This window comes from Salinispora oceanensis (assembly GCF_000383575.1).
In the GTDB taxonomy this organism is placed as follows: Bacteria; Actinomycetota; Actinomycetes; order Mycobacteriales; family Micromonosporaceae; genus Micromonospora; species Micromonospora oceanensis.
Genome location: NZ_KB911579.1, coordinates 5,215,477 through 5,239,708 on the forward strand (window position 1 = coordinate 5,215,477; position 24,232 = coordinate 5,239,708).

Annotated in this window: 17 protein-coding genes and 3 pseudogenes; 6 read left to right on the forward strand and 14 right to left on the reverse strand. The window is 68.2% G+C overall.

Annotated features, from left to right (window positions below):
• Positions 1-377 precede the first annotated feature (377 nt).
• Positions 378-764: a hypothetical protein gene (locus tag SALPAC4_RS28720; protein WP_019872542.1), complete on the reverse strand. Its 387-nt coding sequence runs from the start codon at positions 762-764 to the stop codon at positions 378-380.
• Positions 765-845: 81 nt separating this feature from the next.
• A pseudogene (locus SALPAC4_RS28725) lies at positions 846-1,079 on the reverse strand (MerR family transcriptional regulator); the annotation flags it as partial.
• A gap of 339 nt (positions 1,080-1,418) precedes the next feature.
• Between SALPAC4_RS28725 and SALPAC4_RS25620 the strand changes: the two are divergent.
• Positions 1,419-2,189 carry a helix-turn-helix domain-containing protein gene (locus tag SALPAC4_RS25620; protein ID WP_027645054.1) on the forward strand — a complete coding sequence of 257 codons (771 nt, stop codon included), beginning with the start codon at positions 1,419-1,421 and terminating at the stop codon, positions 2,187-2,189.
• Between the two features lie 544 nt (positions 2,190-2,733).
• Here the strand turns inward: SALPAC4_RS25620 and SALPAC4_RS27035 are convergent.
• From SALPAC4_RS27035 to SALPAC4_RS25625, 6 genes and pseudogenes are all read right to left on the reverse strand, one after another.
• Positions 2,734-3,170: pseudogene (locus SALPAC4_RS27035) on the reverse strand (cytochrome P450); the annotation flags it as partial.
• Positions 3,167-3,724, reverse strand: coding sequence for a flavin reductase family protein (locus SALPAC4_RS0123995; protein WP_033664449.1), 558 nt, complete (start codon positions 3,722-3,724; stop codon positions 3,167-3,169). The pseudogene SALPAC4_RS27035 and the gene SALPAC4_RS0123995, both read right to left, overlap by 4 nt.
• Positions 3,721-4,158: an acyl-CoA thioesterase gene (locus SALPAC4_RS0124000; protein WP_018737853.1), complete on the reverse strand. Its 438-nt coding sequence runs from the start codon at positions 4,156-4,158 to the stop codon at positions 3,721-3,723. The genes SALPAC4_RS0123995 and SALPAC4_RS0124000 overlap by 4 nt, the downstream gene beginning before the upstream one ends.
• A gap of 2 nt (positions 4,159-4,160) precedes the next feature.
• Positions 4,161-9,983 carry a type I polyketide synthase gene (locus SALPAC4_RS0124005; RefSeq protein WP_019872546.1) on the reverse strand — a complete coding sequence of 1,941 codons (5,823 nt, stop codon included), beginning with the start codon at positions 9,981-9,983 and terminating at the stop codon, positions 4,161-4,163.
• Between the two features lie 93 nt (positions 9,984-10,076).
• Positions 10,077-11,039 carry a DUF1702 family protein gene (locus tag SALPAC4_RS0124010; RefSeq protein WP_019872547.1) on the reverse strand — a complete coding sequence of 321 codons (963 nt, stop codon included), beginning with the start codon at positions 11,037-11,039 and terminating at the stop codon, positions 10,077-10,079.
• Between the two features lie 167 nt (positions 11,040-11,206).
• A pseudogene (locus tag SALPAC4_RS25625) lies at positions 11,207-11,950 on the reverse strand (DUF1702 family protein).
• 338 nt (positions 11,951-12,288) lie between these two features.
• Here SALPAC4_RS25625 and SALPAC4_RS0124020 point away from each other — a divergent pair.
• The 4 genes from SALPAC4_RS0124020 (at position 12,289) to SALPAC4_RS0124035 (ending at position 16,641) form a co-directional block, all read left to right on the forward strand.
• Positions 12,289-12,858 carry a DUF5987 family protein gene (locus SALPAC4_RS0124020; protein WP_019872550.1) on the forward strand — a complete coding sequence of 190 codons (570 nt, stop codon included), beginning with the start codon at positions 12,289-12,291 and terminating at the stop codon, positions 12,856-12,858.
• A complete protein-coding gene (locus SALPAC4_RS0124025) occupies positions 12,855-14,489 on the forward strand; it encodes a GMC family oxidoreductase N-terminal domain-containing protein (RefSeq protein WP_019872551.1) in 1,635 nt (544 codons plus the stop codon). Before SALPAC4_RS0124020 ends, SALPAC4_RS0124025 begins: the two co-directional genes overlap by 4 nt.
• 100 nt (positions 14,490-14,589) lie before the next feature.
• Positions 14,590-15,681: a carboxymuconolactone decarboxylase family protein gene (locus SALPAC4_RS0124030; RefSeq protein WP_019872552.1), complete on the forward strand. Its 1,092-nt coding sequence runs from the start codon at positions 14,590-14,592 to the stop codon at positions 15,679-15,681.
• 168 nt (positions 15,682-15,849) lie between these two features.
• The gene (locus SALPAC4_RS0124035; protein WP_019872553.1) at positions 15,850-16,641 is read left to right on the forward strand and encodes a TIGR03084 family metal-binding protein; all 792 of its coding nucleotides are present in this window, start codon (positions 15,850-15,852) and stop codon (positions 16,639-16,641) included.
• Positions 16,642-16,805: 164 nt separating this feature from the next.
• Here SALPAC4_RS0124035 and SALPAC4_RS0124040 read toward each other — a convergent pair whose 3' ends face one another.
• From SALPAC4_RS0124040 to SALPAC4_RS0124050, 3 genes are all read right to left on the reverse strand, one after another.
• Entirely contained in the window at positions 16,806-17,804 is a 999-nt protein-coding gene (locus SALPAC4_RS0124040; RefSeq protein WP_018731799.1) for a helix-turn-helix transcriptional regulator, read from the reverse strand.
• 322 nt (positions 17,805-18,126) lie between these two features.
• Positions 18,127-18,801, reverse strand: a complete 675-nt coding sequence (locus SALPAC4_RS0124045; protein ID WP_019872555.1) for a nucleoside/nucleotide kinase family protein — start codon at positions 18,799-18,801, stop codon at positions 18,127-18,129.
• A gap of 230 nt (positions 18,802-19,031) precedes the next feature.
• Complete coding sequence (locus tag SALPAC4_RS0124050) at positions 19,032-19,952, reverse strand: LysR family transcriptional regulator (RefSeq protein ID WP_019872556.1); 921 nt, start codon at positions 19,950-19,952, stop codon at positions 19,032-19,034.
• A 70-nt stretch (positions 19,953-20,022) separates the two neighbouring features.
• On the opposite strand from SALPAC4_RS0124050, the gene SALPAC4_RS0124055 reads away from it, so the two are divergent.
• Positions 20,023-20,901, forward strand: coding sequence for a dihydrodipicolinate synthase family protein (locus SALPAC4_RS0124055; protein ID WP_019872557.1), 879 nt, complete (start codon positions 20,023-20,025; stop codon positions 20,899-20,901).
• Between the two features lie 451 nt (positions 20,902-21,352).
• Here SALPAC4_RS0124055 and SALPAC4_RS0124065 read toward each other — a convergent pair whose 3' ends face one another.
• The 3 genes from SALPAC4_RS0124065 to SALPAC4_RS0124075 are packed head-to-tail and all read right to left on the reverse strand — an operon-like array spanning position 21,353 to position 23,894.
• Entirely contained in the window at positions 21,353-22,021 is a 669-nt protein-coding gene (locus tag SALPAC4_RS0124065) for a response regulator (protein WP_019872559.1), read from the reverse strand.
• Positions 22,009-23,166: a sensor histidine kinase gene (locus SALPAC4_RS0124070; RefSeq protein WP_019872560.1), complete on the reverse strand. Its 1,158-nt coding sequence runs from the start codon at positions 23,164-23,166 to the stop codon at positions 22,009-22,011. Before SALPAC4_RS0124070 ends, SALPAC4_RS0124065 begins: the two co-directional genes overlap by 13 nt.
• Entirely contained in the window at positions 23,163-23,894 is a 732-nt protein-coding gene (locus tag SALPAC4_RS0124075; protein ID WP_019872561.1) for a YqeB family protein, read from the reverse strand. Before SALPAC4_RS0124075 ends, SALPAC4_RS0124070 begins: the two co-directional genes overlap by 4 nt.
• Positions 23,895-24,232 lie beyond the last annotated feature (338 nt).

Below are 24,232 nucleotides of genomic sequence, written 5' to 3' on the forward strand. Positions count from 1 at the left end.
CACACCGACAGGTTGGGGTGACAATGGTTCCCTCCAGGTAAGGGCCACTACCGATTCCGGGTACGGCAATTCAGCCCGACAGGTCGGGGCGGACCGGTGGTCACCAGTAGCCAAGGACAGATTAGTCGCGACCTATTATCGCGACATGACTACCGCACTGAGGATGTTGTAGTTCTCAGTCGATCAACGAATGGCCCGGTAATCCCTTCACGTTGTCGGCCGTTGAGATCGGCCAGAACTAGCTCCCAGCACACTTATCGTGCCGGGAGCACCGCCGGAGTTCTTCTCAAAACTTGCTCAATGACGGAACCGTTGCTCCTCTATGCTGATAGACATCAGCACAGGACGGCACTCCGCCTCTTTAGTATTGCTGGGTTTCATCGCAGTGCCAGGTGGTGTTCACGCGCCATCCGGCGCAGGGCGGCCAGGGCCACCCCGAACAGCACTCCGCGGACCATTGCCGGGCCCTTCCGGTTATGCTCGTCGGCTTCGCAGGCCAGCTCCAGCTCAGCCTTCGCCAGGTCCTCCGCCGCCCGAGCAAAGGGGGCGAAGAAGGCGCCACCTGCGTCGCAGCCGAGAAGGCGCAGGCTCGCCAGCACCTCGGTCAGCACCTCCCGGCCGTCTGCGCTGACGTGATGGCTCCAGCCCATCGACGCCACCAGCGCCTCGACCTCCTCCCGCGCGCAGGCCACGGCCAACGGCCCGAGCGAATGGGCGCCGTCCAGGGCGAGCGCTCGGTCCAGGACCTGATAAGCCTCGGCCAACGAAACTTGATCATCATCAATCGCAGCAAGTACGCCACGTACGGAGGCAAGGTCAAGACCACCAACCCCGGTGAGCGTGCGAATGAGGCGGATACGTCGCAGATGCCGCTCACCGTAGTCAGCCTGGTTCCGGCCAGTGGGATTCCCAGGCGGCAGAAGTCCTTCGCGCAGGTAAAACTTGATCGTCGGGACTGAAACGCCACTTTGCCGACATAGCTCCGAGATTCGCAAGCGTCCTCCCCTGGCAAAACGTTGCGGAGCAATCCTGCCACAGGTATCAGCAAAGGGCCATTCATCGATTTTCGTAGCCGCCATCGACCCGACGGACCTACACAAACCCACACCGACCAGGCAAAATCGACCCCCGCCGCTCACCGACCGCAGCACGCTTGGATAGTGGCGAGTTCCAAGAGACAAAACTGTCGCGTCAACATCCAGAAGTGGTTATACCACACCCGAACTAAGGGCAAGAATTGATAAGACCACCGCCATAACGCTGAGCTACCCTTCAGCAACTCTTCGCCTTGACCGCCCCCTAGAGCTAGGCTAATATCAGCCCTCTAGCGGCAATAGATTGCCGAAGATGCGTTTCCAGCAATGGCAACAACCTCAGCAATGCCGCAACCTATCCGCACTTTCTGGGGGAGATTTGAAATGCAGGACGCCGCCGAAAGAGCTGTCGTTCGCGCCATCGACAAGATGCGGAACAACCTCTCCGAACAATTAACTGTGGACGATATGGCACGCGCGGCCATGTTTAGTAAGTTTCACTTCACCCGAATCTTTCAGAGAGTTACGGGAGTATCGCCAGGTCGGTTCCTTTCGGCGATCCGACTCCAGGAGGCTAAGCGGCTCCTCATGACGACCAATCTGAACGTGACAGACATCAGCCTCCGCGTGGGCTACAACAGCGTCGGCACCTTTAGCACCCGGTTCACCAAAAGTGTGGGACTACCGCCCACGACCTACCGGCGGATGGGTGGCTACACCGGACGAATCTCCACCCAGCAGATTTCGACCGGAACTGCGACCGTGAGCGGTCGAATCACGATGGACAGCAACGACTCACCCCCCGGCCTGATCTTTATGGGGCTGTTCCAGCACCGAATCCCCGAAGGTCTGCCGATCCGCTGTGCGATCCTCGACACGCCCGGCCACTTCCGCTTCACAAATGTCCCGGACGGGACCTGGTATTTGCTGTGCCACGCCATGTCTGGTGAAGTATTTCGACTTCAACCCAAGAATGTGATGGTGGCGACCGTCGGACCACTCGTCGTCCGGGTCCGCCAGCGGTACGAGGTCGATGCGCAACTCAAACCGGTGTCCAAGCTAGACCCGCCGGTCCTGCTCGCCCTCCTCGACGCCCGGAAGGCCGCCTTCGAGCGGCAGTACGGCACCTCCTCGACCCCGGCCATCGCCGCCTGAACCGGCTTTCCCGCCGGCTCAGGCGGCGGGTAGGCACGGGACGAACCACGTACGCGACGTCACAAACCCGACGATGCCCGACCGAACCACGAACCCGACCACCCCATGTTGCGCCACCACACCGGGTGGGTGATCAGATCACATCATCGGAAGAGCTGGCGGCGAAACACCCCAACTCCAACCCCCGGACCAGGGAGCGTCCCGGAGCGGTGGAGCCGAGGGTGTTTCCGGCCTGAGCTGCCGGCGCTGCGCCTGGCGCGGCGGGCGCCATACTGGCTGACCGCGACGCCGAACGACCAGACCAGAGGTAGGAAGCGGCCCGAGCCATCGGCGGAGGCGAAGGCCGTGGGCAGGCTGGTTCGGCGCTCCTGGGCCCCACCACATCACCCCCAGCGAGACCTCGTCTGGGCTGGCCCCGCGGCCTCAGTCGGCTCGCCGCACCATCATCGGCAGGCCGGCACGCACCCGCAGGACAGCATCGGTTCAGGTACCACCGCTCGGCCCGGCAACCCCTCAAGCCGTAGGTCACACGGGAGCACCGCCCCTGCAGATGCCGACGGGCGTGCCGGAATCGCCGCTGCCGATCGCAGGGGAATCCAGGTCGGTACGGCGCTCAGCGTCTCCAGTTCGAACATCGCCTGATCCGGTACGGCCGCGAAGGACTCACCGACGCCGTGGAAGCCGGTCAGCTCCCCGTCACTGGTCAGCAGGCCATCGCCGAGGGCACGACGGGCATGTACCAACCCGATGCCCTTCGCATAGTTGGCGTGGTTGTCTGCCAGGACGTGCTTGGCGTGGTCGGGGTGATTGAAGAATACAGCCGCTTCGGGCCGACCGGCAGCCGGGCGACGTCGCCGTACTTGGTCGCCGCCGATGTCAACATGCCAAGTCGGTCCCGCCCCAGGGCCAGCAGCAGGCGCAGGCCCGCTGTGGCCGGAGGACCGGGTGGGACCGCCCACCCCGGTCCGCGATCACCGTCATGCCACGTCCCCCATCTGTCGCTCGAGCTGATGGAACCGCCCGGACATGAACAACAGGGCCTCGTCGTCTGGCTGGCGCTGTGCAGACAGCAACCGGCCGACGAAGATGGTGTGGTCGCCACCGTCGTACGCATCCCACACCTGGCACTCGAAGTGGGCCTGCGCCCCGGTAATCAGCGGCACCCCTGTCAGTGGGCCCGGCTGCCAGTCCACTCGGTCGAACTGTTCGGCACCCAACGGGCGGCGGGCATCGGCGAAGTACCGTGCCACCGACTCCTGCCGCGTCGTGAGTACGGAGACGCCGAACTCACCCGCCTCCCCCAGAATGCTGTGCATCATGGCCGTCCGGCCCACGCAGACCAAAAGCAGTGGTGGGTCCAGCGACACCGCGGTGAACGAGTTGGCGGTCATCCCGTGGGGGGTTTCACCGCCGACTGTCACCACAGTGACGCCGGTGGCGAATGCACCATATACCCTCCGCAATGCCTTTGAGTCGGTCGTAGCGGCGGCGATTGTCCGCTGTGGCTTCACATCTGGCTCCTCGTCGACGGTCACAACCTCGCCGCCGCATAGGGCTCCAGCGCCCGGATCAGCGCCTCGGGCACCCGCGCCGGCACGGTCTTGGTGTTCGGCCCCCGCATACAGGCGACCCGCTGGCTGCCGCGGGCTACCATCGCTTCCCCGCCGTTGGGTTCGAGTCGTACGTAGTCGAAGCTGAACTCCACCTGGGTCTGTGCGAGCTGGGCCAATCGCATTCGGATCGACAGCTCATCGAATGCCGTGATCTCGGCGAAGAACTCGCAGTCCACCCGGAGCGTGAACAGCTTCAAGTCGTTGCGGAGGTCAGCCAACACCTCCGGCGCTCGCTCCTTGAGGAACATTTCCCGGCAACGCCCCTGCCAGCGCAGGTAGTTGACGTAATAGACGTTGCCGACGAGGTTGGTCTCCTCGAAGCCGACGGTATGCACGTATTCGAAGTACTTGTCCATGGTCAGTGCTGTCCTTCCGTCAGGATGGCGAAGACAACCGGCTCCGTCAGTTCCCGGACGGTCGCCACCAGGGTGGCGATCCGCAGGTGGCCGGAGCCGAACAGCTGCCAGCCCGGCCGATCCGAGCGCAACAGGGTGAGCGGTGCCCGGTGGGACAGGCCCGCCTTGCGCAGGCACTCGATCGCAGCCCAGATACGGGTGGCCGAGGCGTGGTACGACTCGTCAGTGTCGGTGGCGACCAGGCGAGCCAGCTCTGAAAGCGGACCAAGTAGGCCCTGCCACACCGACTCATCACGTTCACGGACCAGCTCCATGTCGCACGCGACGGTCCGCTCCGCGACCACGGCCAGGGTCAGCCCGGAGGTGTGCGACGCTGAGAGCTGGCGACCATCGCGCAGCTCCGGCCGACCGTCAGGTCGATAGTTCACCTGCACTGGGTGGCCCAGCGAGTGACCGGCGGCGACGGCGGTGATCGCACGCCGCTCGCGCAGCCACTCATCGGCTCGGTCGGAGGTCTCCGGTTGTACAGCGGCTGAGTGCGGTACCACCGTCACCGCGACCTCGGCGCCGACCAGATCACCAACACTGCGCTCCAGGTAGGAGCCCAGTAGCGGGGCGACCCACCTGCCGCGGCCGTCCTTCTTGCGGACCGCGCGAAGTCGCAGCCCGTCCCAGCGTTCCACCACCACGCCGTCGGCGGAGCGCAAGGCGATGTCGTACACGTAGGTGTCACCGTCCCGGCTGCGTTCGACCGCGCAGTAGCGCAGCTCCTCGTCGCCGGAGAGCCGCGGCCCAGCGACGTACAGGCGATCGATGCCAGCCGGCAGCAGCGTGCCGTCCGGGACGCAGACCTGGTTGCCGTGCATCAGCGCATCGCGCACGCCCGGATCACCGAGTAGCAGGGTGGCCGGTAGATATTCGGCAAACCAGCGGGTGTCGGCCACCGCTGCCACCACCGCATCCACATGCCGGGCCGCGGCCCGGTGGTAGCGGCGCAGGCGCTGGAAGAGACCGCCCTGAAACAGGGTGTCACCGTAGAGCTCCAACGCGGGGTTCAGCGGCACCGCCGGCAGCCCGGCGGGGACCTCGTCGGGGGGGCCGGCCGGCGCCGGCAGTTCGGTGAATCGTAGGCGGACGCGGAAGTGGGCGGCGGCGAAGTCAGTTTCGGCACTGTGGATGACCGCGTCAACCACACCCTCCTCCACCACCAGGGTGGCGATCCGGATGAGGGTACGGCCCTGCGGCGGAACCACGATCGGACGGAGGAACTCCGCCTGCTCGATCACCGGGGTCTCCACGCGCCCGACGACGGCCGCGGCGGCCTGGGCCATGGCCTCCATGCCGAACACCGCCGGAAACAACAGGTTTCCGTCCAGCCGATGGTCCTCGAGGTAGCGGTCGGTCGCCGGATTCAGCTCGGTCTCCACGACCATCTCGACGCCGTCATACCAGACCAGCGGTCGGTCAACGAAGCGCAACAGTGGCAGCTCGGGTCGGGTCCTGCGAACCGTGTCGACTCCCTCGACCCGACCGCTCACCACCACCTTGGCGGGAACCTGCGGATCCGCGACCAGCCGGCGCAGCAACTGCACACCCTGATCCGGAGTAACCGGGGTGATGCCGTCGCGGGAAAGCGTCTCCACCACCGACAGCCGCTCGCCCATGCCCACCCCGGACCAGACCGACCACTCCAGGCAGAGTGCACGACACTGCGGGTGCCGTCGACCGAACTCCTCGGTCAGCTCGGCCAGCCAGTCGTTGGCGACGGCGTAGTGGGCCTCACCGCTCAGTCCGGCACGACCGATGATGCTGCCGAAGGTGACCAGCAGCTTCAGCCGGTCGCCGGCAACGGCTTCGAGCACCGACCGCAGTCCGTCGATCTTCGGAGCGAAGGTACGTCGGAGCGTCTCCATGGTGACACCGGTCAGCGCGGCGGGCTCGTTACGACCGGCACCGTGCAGCACCGCGGTCACGGACCCAACCGCGTCAACCACGTCGGCGACGGCCTGCCGGACCTGCTCGGCATCGGCGACATCGGCGCGGGCGTAGTGCACCCGGACCCCGGCATCACGCATCCGGTCCAGGTTGGCGGCCAACTCCGAGTCGTCGGCTGGGTCGGAGCGGCCCAACACCGCCAGGGCGGCCCCGCTGTCGACGGCGAGCGCCAACGCGCACTCGGCGGTGATGCCCTTGCCGCCTCCGGTGGCGAGCAGCACGTCTTCGGGGCCCAGCACGGGGACGTTCCGCTCCGCCCGCACCGGCAGCACCCGCAGTGTCGGCACCCGACGGCGGCCCGCCTCGTCGTAGTGCACCTCGCTGAAGGTGGTGGTCGCCGCAACCTCCTGGACGACCCGATCGACCGCTCCCGGTTCTGGCCGGATGTCGACGATGGTCGTACGGACCTGCGGCGCCTCGAGCCGCAGCGTCTTCGCCACGCCGGCAGCCCCGGCACCCTGCTGCACCAGGACGAACCGACCAGCAGCAGTGTTGATCGCGGCGCGGGCACCCGCCAGCGCCACCTGCAGGTCCGCCTCGGCACATCGTTCCGGAAGGCAGACGAGCACTCCCTCCCCGACTCCGCCCTCCTGCAACGCGTGCTGAAGTGGCTCGGCGAGTGGATGGCCATCGGTGGCGTACAGCTGCCACCTACCGGAAGAGACAGCGCCGGAGCGGGCCGGCATCGGCACCTCCTCCAGCTCCACCGACCAGGCGCGGCACCAGTCGGCGACACCGTTGACGAGCATCGGACCTGGCTGCTCGCCGGGGGCGCCCACGCCGGAGCGGGTGAGTTGGTCAAGCGTTTCGGCGAGCTGGCCGACGGTCGCCGTGGCGAAGTTGGTCGGGGTCTGCGCCGTCGGGATCTGGAGGTGCTGCGCGGCCTGGTTGACGAGTTGCCCGACGGTGATCGAACTCAGATGCAGGTCGTCGAGGAGCTGGCTGCTGTCGTGCACCATCTCCATCGGCAGCTCCGCGCGCTCGGCAGCCAGCCGACGCAGCAGCTCCAGGCTGGTCTCCTCGGCGCGGCCACTCTCCGACGCCGTTGGCGCGACGGCGGGGTCGGCCGGACCGTTGCCGCGTACTGCGGTGCCCTCAGGCAGGTGCAGGGTGGGTGCCGACTCACACGGACTGGCGAAGAAACGGAACTCCTGCCCCAGCTCTAACGGCCGTACCAGTCGGTCGTGAAAGAGGATCCCGTCTACTGGGGCGGCGCCCAGGACGAAGGCAGCACCAGCCACCCGGAGCAGTCCGACTATGGATTCGTCGTCGGTGTCCAGCGCTATCGCCGGGACATCGGTGGCAGCCGCGGCCAGCCCGGAGAGCACCCTGCCGGGACCAACCTCGATGAAGAGGTCAACCTCCTTGGCGGCCAGGGCGACCGCCTGGCTGAACAGCACGGGGTCGGTGATCTGCCGGTGCAGCAATTTCACCACGTCGGTGTCCGGGGCAAGCTCCTCCCCGGTGACGGTGGAGATCACCGACCCGGCCACCCGGTCGAACCGCTCCCCCGCCAGTGCCTCTCGGAGGGCGTCCGCAGCAGGTGCCACCAGGCTGGAGTGGAAGGCGTGCGACACCGACAGCGGGGTGGCCCGCAGCCCGTCGGCAGTTGCCCGCTCGCAGGCCTGCCCGACCGCCGCCACCGTACCCGCCACCACGGTGTGTTCGGAACCGTTGTGGGCAGCGATCACCACCGGCAACCCGGCGATCAACCCGGCGACCCGCTCGGCCGATGCGTTGAGGTCGGCCATCGTCCCGGACGCGCTGTGCTCCCCCATCGTCCGGCCACGAAGCCGGGCGATGCGCAGCAGCGCCTCGTCCTCGATGGCACCAGCCCAGTGCAGCGCGGCGATCTCACCGAGGCTGTGTCCGACGGCCACGCTGGCATCCAGCTTCAACAACGACAGGGCACGCAGGCCGGCCAACGCACCGGTGACGATCCGGGGTTGCGCCACCTCGGTGGCGACCATGTCACCGCCAACGGGCAGGCCGGCTCGCTCGTACACCTCGGCGACGTCGGAGAATCGGCGTCGTAGGGCACCACCGGAGGTACCCCGTCCGGAGCCCTGCCCCGGGAAGAGGTAGCCGATCCGGGCAGCAGGGCCGCGTACGTGACCGAGCAGGCACCGGCCATCGGGGCTGACCAGCCGCACCGTGTTGGCGTCCAAAGCGTCGCAGACCCGGCGTAGCTGCCGCTCGGCGTCCGCCGGGGAGGTGACCACCACGGCCGCCCGGTAGGGCAGATTCCGCAGTTCACGGTGCAGGGTCGCGGCGAGGTCGGCGAGTTGGGCGTAGGAGACGGTGGGGGCGAACTCCACCAACCGGCCGAGCCGCTCGCGCAGTTGGGTCGGGGACGCCCCGTCAACCAGAAGCAGCTCCGCGTCCTGAAGCGAGGTGGCGAGGTTGCGCGACCGGCTGTCCAGCCGGGTCGACCGGCGGGGCCGGTCGCCGGCGAGCACGATGTGGGTGTTGATGCCGCCGAAGCCCATGGCGGTGACGCCGGCGCGTAAGGGCACCTCCCGTGGCCAGGGCTCCGCCTGGCGCAGGGCCCGCAGGGCCTCGCCGTGCTCAGTGAACACCTCGTGCGGCTCTACACAGCCGACGGTCGGGGGCAGGATCTCGTGGTGCACGGCCATCGCGGCCTTGATCAGGCCAGCGACCCCGGCGGCGGCCTTGGTGTGGCCGATCATGCCCTTGATCGAGCTGATCGCGGCGGGTGGGGCGTCGGGGTCAGCGGCACGTCGGGCCAGCGACAACGCATTCAGCTCGGTGGCGTCGCCGACGGCGGTGCCGGTACCGTGGCCCTCGAAGAGTCCAACCGTCTCGATACCGAAGCCGGCCCGGTCGTAAGCCCGGCGCAACGCGAGTTGGTAGCCGCTGATCTCGGGCCGGGTGATGCCGCCCTTGCCGTCGGAGGAGATGCCCCAGCCCGCGATGGTGGCGTAGGTCCGGTGTCCGGCACGGTTGGCGTCCGACTCCCGCATCAGCACGACCATGCCGCAGCCCTCACCGGGCCAGAAGCCGTTGGAACCGCGGTCGTACACCCGCATCTCGTGTCGGGCAAGCGCGCCGGTCTTGGCGAACCCGATGATCTCGAAGGGGTCGATGGAGAGGTCCACACCCCCGGCGATCGCCACGTCGACCTCGCCGTCAACGAGGGTCTTGCAGGCGGTGGCGACGGAGAGCAGGGACGACGAGCAGGCGCCGTCCACCGTGTAACCTCCACCGTTGAAGTCGAAGTAGTTACAGATCCGGCCGGCGATGGTGTTCGACAGTCCGCCGGCGAGGGTGTCCTCGTCCACTGGTGGGAACGGGCCTTTGAAGGTCGCCTCGAAGTCAGCCAGAAAACCGCTGAGCTGGTCGTCGTCCCAGTCCTGCTCCTTGAGCGCGGCGGCGACCATGCGCCGGATGTAGGGCCAGCGCAGCCGGAGCTGGTTGGCGCGGGAGAACTCCCCGGTGAGGGTGTTTCCCACCACCACGCCGGTACGTTCCCGGGGCAACCCCTCGCCCATCGGGAACCCGGCGTCGGCCAGGGCCGACGCCGCCATGTCCAGTGCCAGCCAATGGGTCAGGTCGGTGGAGCGGTAGGTGCTCCCGGCGATCTTGTAGGCGACCCGATCGAACTCGTATCCCTCGATCACCGCAGCGTTGGGGGAATAGAACTTGTCCGGGGTCGTGGCGTCCGGGTCCCAGTAGTCGTCGAGACTCATCCGCTCCGGGGGCAGCCGGCGGAACGCGCGTCGGCCGGCGAGAGCGTTCTCCCAGAGCTCTCGTGGGTTTGTGGCGTCCGGGTACCGGCACGCCATCCCGACCACAGCGATCCTGGTCATAAGATCTCCTCTGAATTTTGCGGTAGTAGTCGGCGGTCGACAGGATGGCCACGAGGTTCGCTCTGCGGTCTGGCGAGTCCCTCGCCGCTGACCTCAGCGCCGTGCCTGGAACTCCGCGGCAATCGCCCGTCGCCACCGCTCGTAGGCGGGGACCGGGTCGGACTGGTCGCGGGGGATGGTGGCGTCGGTCACCTTGGCTGCCTCCGCCGGCGTCATGCCGCAAAACACCGCGACGGCCAACTCGGTGTGTGGGACAACCAGGCCAGCCCGGACCCGGGCACCGGCGCCAAAGGCACTACCCTGGGCCACCGCGCCACGGTGATCGCCGGAACGCTCCCAGAAGCGGACCAGTTCCGTCTCGGTGGCACCGCCGGCGTAGGTGGCCGCCAGGCCAGCGCCCGCGTACAGGTCGGCGCGGCGTTCCGCAGAAAAGCCGGCGATCATTTCCGTGACGCGGTCTGCGTCGGTGCCGCCGATGAACCACATGGCCCGACCGATGCCCTGATCGATCACCCGGCCGCCGTAGTCGGTTGGTCCAGCCGCTGGCCAGGGAAAGGTGTGGTGTCGGTGTTGACGATGCACGTACTTCTCAGTGTGGAAGTACGCCTGGTGGAACCCGTAGCCATCAAGGACCAGCCAGCGCAACAGCGGGTCCGGCGCGTAGAGCTGGCCCCAGCGAAACCGCGGTAGCCGCGCCATGGCCCAACCCACTCCGACGTACGCCATGTAGACGTGCCCGTTGCCCCGGCCGTCGAGCAGGGCTGGCACGTGCCGAGGTCGTCCCGGGCGCAGCCCGTCCCGGACTGCGAAGCCCATCGCGGCGCCCTCGTACGCGAAGCCACGAAAGCGGATAGGAATGGTCTCCAGACGGGCTTCGACGGTGGAGATGTTCGGCCCCTCGGCGGCATACCCGTAGCCGGCCAGAAAGGAGGAGCCGACGGTCTCCAGCAGCGTCCGCGATGCTTCATCCTTGACGTGGAAGCCACGGACGTCCAGCTTGGTCTGGGAAATGTTCGGCGTCAGAATCCTGCGACGCAGACCACGAAGGTTCTGCATTGGCACCTTGCCCCCAAAAAGAGTGGGCGTGACGACCCACTCACATATGGCCGTCTAATTAGATGATGACAACGGCCTTCGTCGTCATGTTCTTCAACCGTGCGGACCTAGTCGATGTCCGATCACATTCGACGCCGCCCGAGGTGCTGGGGACCCTGCGTTCCCGGTCAGGCCCGGGCCGCGTCGGCGGGCACAAGGTGGGTGCGGAGCTGGCGGCGCCACACCTCGTACGCCGGCAGGCCGGGCTCAGCGGCAACGGAGACGACGTCGCTGGCGAGTCGCGCCGCATCCGCCACCGACCGGTCGCCCAACGCCCACATGGCGACCTCGCTGTGCTCCGGCACGTACCCCGCATGGCTGCGCGCCTTGGCCGCGAACGCCGTCCCCTGGGCAAGATCACCGAGGTGCTGTCCGGCGGAGTGGCGGATCGCGGCCAGGTCGCTCGGAGTGCTACCCCCGGCAAAGGTTGCCGCGAGGCCAACCCCGCTCCACAGGTCGCCGTGCCGCTGCTCGGCGAAGGCGTGCACAGCGGCGCTGACATCGGCAGTGCGCCCTCAGTGGATGAACCACAACGCGCGGCCGACACCCTGGTCCACCGCCCGGGCGAAATAGTCTGGGCGGCCCTGCCACGGGTACGCCCGAAGGCGTTCCTGCCGGGTGACGTACCGCTCGACCTCGAAGTACGCCCGATCGAAGCCGTAGCCATCCACGGCCAGCCAGGTCATCGTCGGTGGCACACAGGTCAGGGACGTCAATGCCCCACTCGAAGCCGCAGATGACCGACTGCGGGACCACCGCCAGCCGCCGGGTAACCGGCGACGGCTCCCGGGAAAGCCGCGTCCAGCGAAGGTGACCTCAGCCAGCGACGGCGACATGAGCAGGCGGCGCACCGAACCCAGCACGCTCGACATGGCAGTCTCCCTGTCGGTACGACATCTTCCGCCGGATTCGGCGGCGTCTCTATCGTCCGGGCCGCCCCGGCGTACGTCCTCTTCTGCGTTGCGCACCCTCGGAGAAGGCCTGCCGGTACGGCGGGAAATGCGGCTTCCACACACCTGCCTCCGCAAAGAAAAAGGTGCACCTCTGACCGGCCCCATCGATGATGCAGTGATTGGGCATCGCATCCGCCGACCAATTCAAACCCCTTCATCTCTCCCTACTTCTTCATCAACGCACAAAAGGGAACGAAGCTGCCGGGAATGACCGTGGCTTCAACGGATGCACGTCAAACAGAGACGAAGGGAACGCCATGCAGACGGAAAACCCCGACTCCGAGCAGACCCGGGTCATGACGCTCGAAGCGTTTGCCGACACTATTGTTCCGGGTCGGAAACGCTCACCTGACGACCGGGCGATCGCTGGGGTCTCGACTGACGGTGGCGCCGTCGCCAGCGGGGCGCTGGCCCTGCTGGAGGATCCGGCCAGCGGATTCGCCGCGGCCCTCGCACCGCTGAGCGAGGCGCTGAACTCACACGCCGCGAGCTACGCCGAGTCGCATGGCCTGCCGCTCACCCCCGGTACGCCGCCGTTCGTGGCCCTCTCCTACGACCACCGCACCGCCCTGCTCAGCGACCTGCTGAAGCCAGGGCACCCCGAGCAGGAGATGTGGGTGGGATTGGCGCTCTTCAGCAATATGGCCTTCGACAGCGCGGCGCACATCGGCGTCCACGAGGCTCTTGCCGCCGGGCATCCGGGCCTGCTGGCGATCGGCATCGCCCGGCCCGATGACGACGGCCTCTGGCGCTTTCCCGAGCACTCCTACGGCCGTCCCCTAGCGCCCCTACACCCCGAAACCGTTCCCTCCGGGAGTCCCGCATGAGCAATACCGCCAGCACCGACGTAGTGATCATCGGCAGCGGGTTCGGTGGCGCCATACCCGCCTACCACCTGGCTGCCGGTGGCGCGAAGGTGGTGGTTCTCGAACGTGGACCGTGGCTGTCCGCCGAGGAGTTCGACCACGACTTCAAGCTCGGTTCCTCGTACACCCGCATCTTCGACTTCACTGTCGGCGACGGGATGAGCCTGCTCGGCGGCAACTGCGTCGGCGGAGGCAGCGTCGTCTACTTCGCCACCATGCCCCGCGCGCCACGGTTCGTCTTCGAGCGCCGCGGCAGCATCGGCCAGCGGATGTGGCCGGCGGCCATCACCCGGGACAGCCTGGATCCCTGGTACGACCGAGCGACCGAGGCCCTGCCAGTCACGAAGCAGAGCTGGGAGAACATCCCCTACGCTGGCGGCCTTTTCGCGGCGGCCTGTGCGCACGCCGGCCGGACCGCCAACCCGGTGCCCTCGGCGGTCGACGTAGACATGTGTACGAACTGCAACTGGATGATGGCCGGCTGTCGCTTCGACGCCAAACGCTCGCTGCTGCTGAACTACCTGCCGGCCGCTCTTGCCCACGGTGCCGAGGTCCGCCCGCTGCACGAGGTGCAGCACCTGTCGCGCACCGACGACGGTGGCTACCGGGTGCACTACCGGAACGTTGACGCCGAGGACTACCGAATCCTGCACGACAGCGGCACGATCGACGCCAAGATCGTAATCGTCGCGGCGGGTGCCGGCGCCACGCCCGTGATCCTGCAGCGCTCCGAGCCGACCCTCGGCGCCATGCCCCCCGCCGTCGGCCGCTACTTCTCCAGCAATGGTGAGCGGCTGAACACCGCCGTGTTCGACGAGGACCGGGTCCGCGAGGTGCTCGGTCTGTCCCGACCCGGTGGCAAGGCGTACGCCGCCAACCAGATCGGCCGCGGACCGACCGTGGCATCCTGGGATCGACTCGACGGAAACCTGCCCGAGTTCGAGCGCTACTCCCTGGAGCAGCTCTACTTCCCGCCCGGCCTCGGCACCATCCTCGCCCAGGTACCCGACGCGACCGGACCGAGCTGGTTCGGCCTGGAGAAGAAGGAGATGATGCGTCGCTGGCAATCCTGGTTGACCATCTTCACTATGTCCGAGGACGACAACGAGGGTGTCTTCGGGCCACCACCCACCACTGGAAACGCCGACCGCATCTCCCAGCAGATGCTCGGTCGTGGGCCACTACGCTACCGCCCCACCCCGAACACGCTGCGCGGCTGGGCCGCCTCCGACGCCGACGTCAAGGACATCCTGGAGCGCGATGGGCTGGCTCGGGTAACGCCGTGGACCAACGATGTCGTCGGCGCGTACACCGTGCATCCACTCTCCTCCTGCCGGATCGGTGACAACCCCGAGACGTCCGCCTTGGACGACCGGCACGAACTGCGGCAACACCCAGGAATCTTCGTCACCGACGGTTCCGCGGTACCCGGTGCCCTGACGGTGAACCCGGCCCTGACCATCGCCGCACTCGCCGAACGGGCCATGCCCGGCATCATCCGGGCCGCGCAGGAACGCGGCGTACGGGTCACCTACGGCGGATCCTTGCCGGAGGGTTCCAGCGGAACCGTGCCGGCGACCGCTGTCAGCTGAGGACGTGCCGTGGGCCGGCGGCGCAAGGCCACCGGCCCCAGCGTCCGGTTCGAGGAGGGAACTCATGGGCCGATGGCTGGCTCGGGCGACTAGTCGAACGATGCTGACCCACATCCGACACGTCACCCCGGTCCCGCCGAACACCGCCACCGGGGCCGTCGCCGAGGTCTACCGCCAGCTCGCCACCGACTTCGGCGTCTACGCACCGCCGGTCGTGCTGCACTCCCCCGCGCCCGAGGCGCTGCGCGCCTGCTGGGCACTACTGCGGGAGACGCTGCTGGCCGACGGGCTGGTCTCCCGGCGGGCCAAGGAGGTGGTGGCCGAGGCGGTGTCGCTCGGTAACCGCTGCCCGTACTGCGTTGACGTGCACGGGGCGGCGGCCACCGGGCTGATCGACCGTCCCGGGAGGCATCCCGTGGACCGAGATCCGGCCGCCGACCCGGAACTGGAGGCGCTGGCGGAGTGGGGACGGCGCAGCGGCGAGCCGTCCGACCGCCCGAGGCCGCCCTTTCCCCTCGCATACGGACCGGAGCTGATCGGTGTGGCAGTGGTCTTCCATTACCTCAACCGAATGGTGCATGTGTTTCTCCAGGAGTCGCCGTTGCCGGCCACCTCGGGCCCGGTCCGCAAGGTGGCCCTCCGGATCGCCAGTCGGGTGATGGGGGGACTGGCCGGGGTCGGGGCCGCGCCGGGCCGGTCGGTGGACCTGCTACCACCGGCCCCGATCCCGGCGACGCTCGGCTGGTCACTCGGGCAACCGCACATCGCCGCAGCGATGGCACGGTCAACGCGGGCCGTGTACGCCGCTGGGACGCAGGTGCTGCCGGAGCGCATCCGGGCCCTGGTGCTGGCAACGGTCGCCGACCCGCCCGCAACGACCCTAGCCGCCGGTGCGTTCTTCGACGCGGCGCTCACCGCGCTACCCCCTGACGAACGGCCCCTCGGTCGGCTGGCGCTGCTGACCGCGCTCGCCCCGTACCGCGTTACCGCCGGTGACATCACGGCCTGTCGGGTCGCCGGTGCCGATGACCGCACGCTGGTCCTGGCGGCCGCATGGGCGAGCCTGAACGCCGCCCATCTCATCGGCGCCGGGCTGGACAACGATCTGACCGCGCACATGGACGGTCTCGGAACGGAGGCGAAAGGTGAGCCCGGATCGAGCGGGGATGGCGGTCCGCACAGCGGGAGATGACGTCGCTCGTCCCGCGCGCCGATGATGAAGGCAACCGAAATGCCAAGGCAACGACTGATTTCCCCTTACCCGCCCGGACTCCGAACCCGGCGGCAGCCGTCCCTGGTATCGCCCGGTCGCGTACCGCACATCGGGCCCAGGGTGTCGCAGCAGCGAGAGGATGAGCGCGTGGCAGAGCAGGACATATTCGCTGCCCTGAAAGCCGAGGGCGAGAGTGTCGACCACCTGGTCACCGGGCTGGACAAGGACGCCTGGGAAACGCCGACGCCGGCCGAGGGTTGGACGGTGGCACACCAGATCGCACACCTGGCTGCCACCTTCCGGATGGCCGGTCTCGCAGCCGCTGCCCCGGACGAGTTCCGACGCATGATGTCCCAGATGAGTGACTCGTTCGAGTCCAACGTCCAGGCGGCGATGGCCCCATACGTGGCGCAGCCGCCGAGCCGGCTGCTGGGGGCGTGGCGCGACGAGCGGGCCACCACCCAGAAGGCCCTCGCCGCCGTCGCAGATGGCACTTTGCTGCCGTGGCTGGTCCGCCCGATCCCCGCGCCCGTGCTGGCGGCCGCCGGGATGATGGAGTTGTTCGGGCACGGCCAGGACATCGCGGACGCCCTCGGGGCAGCGCGTCAACACACCGACCGGCTTCGCTACCTGGTGGAGTTCGCCCTCCGCACCTGGGACTTCGGCTACCTGGCCCGCGGGCTTGAGGTGCCGGACACGCGGTTCCAGTTCCGCGTCACCGCGCCCTCCGGCGCGCGCTGGCAGTTCGGTCCGGTCGAGGCCGAGCAGACCATCACCGGATCCGCCACCGACCTGTGCCTGCTGGTAACCCGACGTCGCCACCGCGACGACCTGGCGCTGAAGGCCACAGGCAACGAAGCCGACCGGTGGCTGGACGTCGCGCAGGCATACCGCGGGCCGGCCGGTCCCGGCCGACGCCCCGGGCAGTTCGCCCGCTGACGTCCCCGGGTGCCCTGGCGGGAGAACCGCCAGGGCACCCGATCACATCCGCATCGACCAGGCCCTGGGCGAGCAGCGATCGTACGAGCGCGTGCCGCGAGGTAGCGGCTGTCCCGCCTGGGCTTCCAGAAACTCGGAGACCCAACCCGCCAAGGTCGACTTACTCAAGCAGCCCCTCGTTCATCGTCGGTCGTCCCCGGTCGGCCGGAGGATGCGCCACCCGCCGCGCGGCGGAATCTCGTCGCGAGGCGATCGAACGCCAGCGCGAGTTCGTCTCCGTCGATCACCTCAAGGTCGAGGTCGAGCTGTGCCATCCAGAGCGCGAGCCGGTCCGGGTGATCGGAACCCAGCACGACCTGGCAGGTGAACTCGTCAACCACCTCGATCTCGACCGGGATGCGGATCTTCGCTGCGACCTCGGCGGCGGGAGCACGTACGAGTAGCCGGGCGCGGTACGTCCAGGCCGCCCTGCTGACCCGTCCAACGACGTACTCGACGACGTTGTCCGCCGGAATCGCACGCGGGTGAAACCGCACGCCCGTCGGTGCGTGCACCACCATGCGGTCGACCCGGAAGACCCGCCAGTCGTCCCGGTCGAGATCCCAGGCGAGTAGGTACCAGAGCGACCCCCAGCTCACCAGCCGTTGCGGCTCGGCATGGCGAACCCCTTCGCTGCCGCCCGGCTTGGTGTAGCCGAAGCGAAGCCGTTCCTGGCCGCGGATCGCGGCAGCGACCGCGCCGAGGACCGACAGATCCAGCGGTGGCCGTGCCCCCGGAACAACGCTCGTCGCCTCCCGCACCGCCGCAACGCGCCGGCGGAGGCGCGCGGGCAGCACCTGCTCCAGCTTCGCGAGCGCGGTAAGCGATGTCTCCTCGACACCGAGCCGTTGGGTCGCGACCGCACCCAGCCCGACCGCGACCGCCACCGCCTCGTCGTCGTCAAGCAGCAGTGGGGGCATCGCCGTACCGGCGGCCAGCCGGTACCCACCCGCGATGCCCGGGCGCGCGACCACGGGATAGCCGAGCGACCGCAGTTTGGCGACATCGGCGCGGACCGTCCTCGTGCTCACCTCCAGCCGGCCGGCGAGCTCGGCGCTCGTCCAGTCACGCTTGAGCTGAAGCAGTGACAGCAGTTCGAGCAGGCGGGCCGAGGTCTCCAACACGTCCCCAGCATGACAGCGATTGCGGAAGCTAACCTGCCGCATCTATCCGGAGGATGTCGATGTAGGCGAGACAGCCGGGCCATCCGGCACCCGGCCCGCCACCAACCCACCGAGCGTCGGCAGCCGAGGCCCCCATGCCGTCGTTGGCGCCGCCGGCCGGTCCCGGAAGGCAACGACGACCAGCCAGGTGGCTATCAGGCACACGAGGACACCGCCTACCGATGCCACCACGCTCTTGACCACCCTGGACCTCCACAGTAGGGCCCATCGTCGATGGCGGTTGGAGCAACGCGGTTCGTGCTCGTAGCCCCGTCGAGTGCGCTCAGCGTGCTGGAGTCTCCCAGGCCGGCAACCCAGGCTCGTCGTTGTGCACAACGATATCGACGTGGTCGGTCGGACGAACCGTGGCAAAGTAAAGCTGTTGCGAGGGGATGTAACGCTCCCGCCAGCGTCGTTCGACATCGCCCCGGGCTGCCGCCCGGCATTCTCGGATCACGGCACGATCCACGGTCGTGTCAAAGGCTGTCGACACGAAGATGCGCAGGTCCCACCGATCGATCAACTCTGGGCGCATGAGGAAGACGCCGTCGAAGACCAGCACGGCGTTGGCGGGGGCGGTCATGACCGGTGGGGACAGCACGGAATCCGCGATGTGGTCGTAGACCGCGGGTTGGAAGCGTCGATCTCCGCCCGGACCAAGCGGATCGAGCAGGACTCGGGTCAGCGCGTCGTGGTCGTGGGCGTCGAAGTAGCAGCCCTCGGCCGAGTACTCGCCCCGTGGATAACGCCGCGCTCGAGGAAAGACGAAGTCGTCGATCGTGGCACGAATGACAGCGCGGCCCTGGTCACGCAAGACGACGGCCAGCTCGTCGGCGAGGGTGGTCTTGCCGGCGGCGGGTGGTCCGTCAACAGCTACCCGGGTGGGGTGCCCGAGTACGACGGATCCGACCGCCCCAGCCAGGCGGCCAAGCAACTCGTCCCGGGTTCCCTGCTCCATAGTGCGCCCCGTCCTCCTCCGCGAAGCCAGCCCGGCCCGGTCGCGCTACTACCTGGGATCACTCCGCGTGCGCGGGGAACATCATTCCTGAACCCCGGCTCCAGGAGCAATATCTTGTCTTGGACGGGCCGATATCTCCGACGTCCAAATGTTCGTCAGCAACCTCACTGGCAGTGCGTAGGTAGGTGCCGATTACGGACCAGCCCCGTCTCTGCTGCGCGCTCGCCAAATCACAGCCCGGCGCACCTGTCCTGCTCGTCGCCGTGGTCGCGGCTAGTGTGGCGAAGCGCCGCGATGCAAGCGGCGACTGCCGGGTGGTCTCCTGCGCCCCTCCGGTACGCGATCCGGGTACGTCGCCTGATAGCGAGGGGTACGAGGCGGACCCCCGCGGGCGGTTGCCCGACGGCGAGTTGAGGCACCAGCCCGACGCCTTGTCCGGCGGCCACAAGGGCCAGCATGGCGGCGAAATCGTCGGCGTGGTGGCGCACCGTCGGGCGGAAGCCGGCCAACTCGCAGGCGTGCAGGGCAACCGAGTGGCACAGCGTCCCCTGGCTACCCGCGATCCACTCGGCATCGCGCACCGAGTGCATCGGGTCACCTCGAAGATCGCACTCCATTTCGGTCGGCAGGGCGAGGAAGACCGTCTCTTCCAGCAGAGGCGTCGAGTCCAGCGCCGGATCCGAATCGACCGGCACGATGTCGTAGTCGTGATCGAGGGCCACGTCGAGGCGACGGTCGCGCAGCGCGTTGGGCACGGCGACCGGGTCCAGTTCGGTGACCATCAGGTCGAGCGCGGGATGGTCGAGGGCCAGCGCGACCAGCGCCGGCGCCAACACGGTACGGACGGCACTCGGATACGCGCCGATGCGTACCGTGCCGGAGAGCCCCCCGCGGGCGGCGGCCAGCGTGGCGTCCGCCGCTTCTAGGGCGGCAAGGACCACCTCGGCTTGTCGCACCAGCGCCTCCCCGGTGGGGGTGAGAGTGACCCGGCGGCCGGCGCGTTCCAGTAGCGCGACGCCGGCTTCCCGTTGCAGCGCGGCGAGCTGCTGGGAGACGGCGGATGGCGTGTAGGTGTGCGCCTCAGCGACGGCGGCGATGGTGCCCAGGCGGGCCAGGTCGCGCAGCAGGCGCAGGCGGCGGACGTCAAGCATCAGCCAAGCTTACGTATTCAGTCAGTAATCGGAACTGGTTCTTCACAGTCTCGACCCGGAGGCTGGAGGCATGACGCTGACCGGCCTGTACGTACCGCTGATCACACCGTTTGACGAGCGGGGCGCTGTCGCCTTCGACGCCCTGACCGCCCTCGCCAACCAGGTCCTGGAAGGTGGGGCAGCCGGCCTGGTCGCCCTCGGCACCACCGCAGAACCGCACGCTCTCACCGACGCCGAGCAGCAAGGTGTGGTCGACGTCGTCGCGGCGGTCTGCCGCGAGCGCGCGGCCCAACTTCTGGTCGGCGCGCACACCCTCGATGCACTTCGGGTGCTCGGCGGACGGCCTGAGGTCACGGCGGCGCTCTGCCTGGTGCCGCCGTTCCTGCGGCCCGGCGAGGAGGCCGTACTCGCCCACTTCGCCCGACTGGCCGAGGATTCTCCCGTGCCGCTGGTCGCCTACCATGTCCCCTACCGCACCGGGCAGCCGCTCTCCGTCGGGACCCTGCGCCGGCTGGCTGGCCTGCCCGGCGTGGTGGGAATCAAGCACACTGTCGGCGGCATTGACGCCGACACCCTCGCCTTCCTCGCTGACCTACCCCCGGGTCACTCGGTACTGTGCGGCGAAGACGCTTACGTCTCCGCGCTGCTCGCTCTTGGCGGGCACGGCGGCATCCTCGCCTCAGCGCACGTCGCCACCAACGACTACGCCTCGCTGATCAGGGCCTGGCAGGCCGGGGACGCCACCCGTGCCAGATCGCTCGGCCACCGCCTCGCCACGCTATCGACGGCGCTTCTCGCCGAACCCAACCCATCCGTCATCAAAGCGGTGCTACACGCCCAGCGACGCATCCCCACGCCGATGGTCCGCCCACCGCTGCTGCCCGCCACGCCAACGGCCACGGCACGGGGCCTGAAGCACGTAAACGAACAGATCAGGACGTCGACGTAGGACGACTATGCAACGGCGCTCCAGGTACGCGGCCGGCAGAGGGGCACGGCTTCCCGGCAACGCACCCGCCAGTCGCACTGCCGGCGTCAGGCCACATCTACTACGGACCGTGATGCACATCGGCGGCGGCAAGCAGGATGAACTCGCTTCCCACGAATACGCGAGTCTGCCGTTCTGTTCCCTCTAATCGCAGGATAAAAGCAGCCGTACTTCGGCTGGCTGTTCACCGAGCCTTTCCGCACCAGCCGAGCACGGCACAGGTGAAGACGAACTGCCCACCCGGCCGGTAGGCAGAGAGCCGTTCGGCGAGGTCGAGCCCGCCCATCATCCCCTCGCTGTGGAATAGCGCACTGGCATGACAATGGACCGCGTACGAGGATTTCCGGACCCACGCTCCACCGCACGGCCAGCCGGCCTTCTAGAACGGCCCGCAGCTAGCCACGGTGGTCGCTCACTCCCGAGCCTGGTGGACAAGGATCGCCACCTGCACGCGGTTCGCGCAGTCCAGCTTCGCCATGATCCGGGAGACGTACACCTTGACCGTCGCCACGCTCATGAACAGGTCGCCACCTATCTCCGCGTTCGACCTTCCCGCGGCCACCCCCGCGGCGACCTCCCGTTCTCGCTTGGTCAGGTGCGCCAACGCTGCCCGGGCGACGGTCACCCGGTCATGGTGCCCATCGTTGTCCGCCCCCTGAACCACGTAGTCGATCAATCGCTCGACCACGGCCGGAGAAAGCATCGACTCGCCCGCCGCCACAGCACGCACCGAATCCTGGATCTGCCGCGGTGGCATATCCTTGAGCAGGAAACCATTGGCACCCGCCCGCAGCGCCCGCAGGATGTGGTCGTCGGTGTTGAAAGTGGTCAGTACGATCACCGCTGGCGGCTCGTCGAGCGATCGCACCGCCGCGGTGGCGGACAGACCGTCCAGACCCGGCATCCGAATGTCCATAAGCACCACGTCCGGGCGTAGCCGCTGGGCGACAGCGACCGCATCGGCGCCGTCCGCCGCCTCCGCCACCACTTCGATATCCTCGGCTGCGTTGAGCACCGCCGACAGTCCGACCCGAACCAGCGCGTCGTCGTCTACCACCAGCACCTTGATCACGCCGGCCACGGTAGCCACGCCTCCAGCTGGAACACGACTCGCCCTTCCGGAACACGCCGCATGCCGTACGACAGTCGGCCACCAGCCAGCGCGACCCGCTCCGCCAGCCCGACGAGACCGAAGTGGCTACCGGGAACCGGTGTGCGGCCCCGGCTGGCCAGGGCGTTGCGCAGCCGTATCCGGACCTCCCGCGCACTGGCGCGCTCCAGCAGAATCTCAACGGGCCGGTTCGGCGCGTGCTTGCGCGCATTCGTCAAACCCTCCTGAACCAACCGGTAGATCGTCCGGCCGACAAGTTCGGATGGATCGCCGGTAGCTCGAAAATCGACCCGGATCTCGGTGCCGGCGGCCCGCGCCTCGGCGACGAGCCGGGCAAGATCGGCAATTCCCGGCTGCGGGCGCAGTCCGTCGGTGTCGGTGCCGGCACGCAGCACGCCGAGGATCTCCCGGAGATCCTCGAGCGCCCGATGCGACTGCAGCCGAATGCCCGTCACGGACTCCGCGACGCCGGGCGGCAGATCGGAACGGACCTCCAGCGCGCCGGCCTGCAGGCTCACCAGCGAGATACGGTGCGCCAGTACGTCGTGCATCTCCCCGGCAATCCGCTGCCGTTCCTGCACGCGCAACCGCTCGGCCCGCTCCTGCGCCTCGACCTCGGCCCGCTCGGCCCGCTCGTACAACCCAGCGATCGCCTCGTACCGGGCCCGCGCGGTGCTGCCCGCCGCCAGCACGAGCGACATCAACGCCACGTAGAGGATATTGGTGTTGAATGCGCTCAGCGCGGGAGCCGGAAGCAGTACCGAGTAGGGGACGTAGATCAACAGGCTGGCCCCGAACGTGGCCGCCGTGGTGGACCAGCTGCAGAGTGCGCTGACCGTGTAGACGGCGATCAGCACCGCGACGATCACCAGATCGGTGACGGTGAGCAGCAGGGCGAGCACCACCGTGACGGCGACCGGATACCGCCGCCGGAACCACAGTGCGACGGTGCCGAGCACCGCCAGGCCAAACGCCGCGTCCAGCGCATCCCCGGTGAGCTGGCCACGTTGCTCGGCCGACCCGGCGATGGCCAGCGCGCCCAGCGCCGAGACCGCCAACAGAGCAAGGTCGGCGAGGCGGTCCCGGACCGGAGTGGCCGGACGGGAGACGGTCACGACTGGACGAGCGGGCGCCAGAACTGATGCACACCCTCGTCCCGAATGACGTAACCCATCTTCTCCAGCGCCGCGCTGAGGGCGTGGATCTCGCGGTGCGCCTTGTTCTTCAGCGCCGACTGCCGGGCCGCGAGCACGTCGTTGGCCGCGGCCGGCAGTTCCGGCGTGGCGGCCGTCCAGGATCGGAAGAGGTCGGCGTACGGATCGTGGTCGTGCCAGGGGTAGCCGTGCCGGCGGAACCCCGCGGCGATTGCCGCCTGGTGCGCCTGGTGTCGGTCCCGGACCAGCTGGCACGACCGCAAGTCGAGGACCACGAGCTTCTTGCCGTCCAGGAACACCGCCGACACCCGGTCGCGGGCGAAGGTACGGGTGCCGTCGCCCTTTGTCACCCGCAGCTCGGCATCGTCGATCGTCACCCGCAGCGACTCACTCATCGCGGCGAACGCCGTCACCAACGCGAGCACCAGCCAGATGGCGAGGTTCACGGCAACCTCCCACGGCTTGTCGATCCCGCCAACGAGCCAAAAGATCGGCTTGAGCGGCAGTGCTGTCTCCCAGCTCAACATCCACCGAGCCAGCGGCGGAAGGGAGAGCCCGACCAGGAGTACCAACCCAGGCAGGCCCAGGAACAGTGCGAGCCGATCGGACAGGGCAGCGATCAGAACCGTCTGTCCACCGCCACTGTCGGGACTGGCACGAGGTCCGTCGCGGAACTTGTTGGTGGCCATTTCGCATGCCTTCCGACTCATCGGGCATCTCCGATACGGCCCGGCTCGACTCTCACGCTAATCGGCGATCGACATGCCGCACCAGTAGCCGATGGTTGAGATCGCGTCTGCTCGTCAGGACCATCGGCAGCCGCAGAGTCAGGCCCTTGACCTGCAGTTTCCGGGATGCGGCGAAACCGTGGCAGCGCCCCAGCCAGCCTGTTCACCTTCGTCTAAATTCGCCGTCTTGGGCCACGTGGTCCAGCACCCCCTGATTGAGCAGGGCCTGGATAGGGCTTGAAGACTGAGTGCAGGACAGCCAGCCGCCGCAAGGGAATGGCGAACCGTGTCGACCGTGC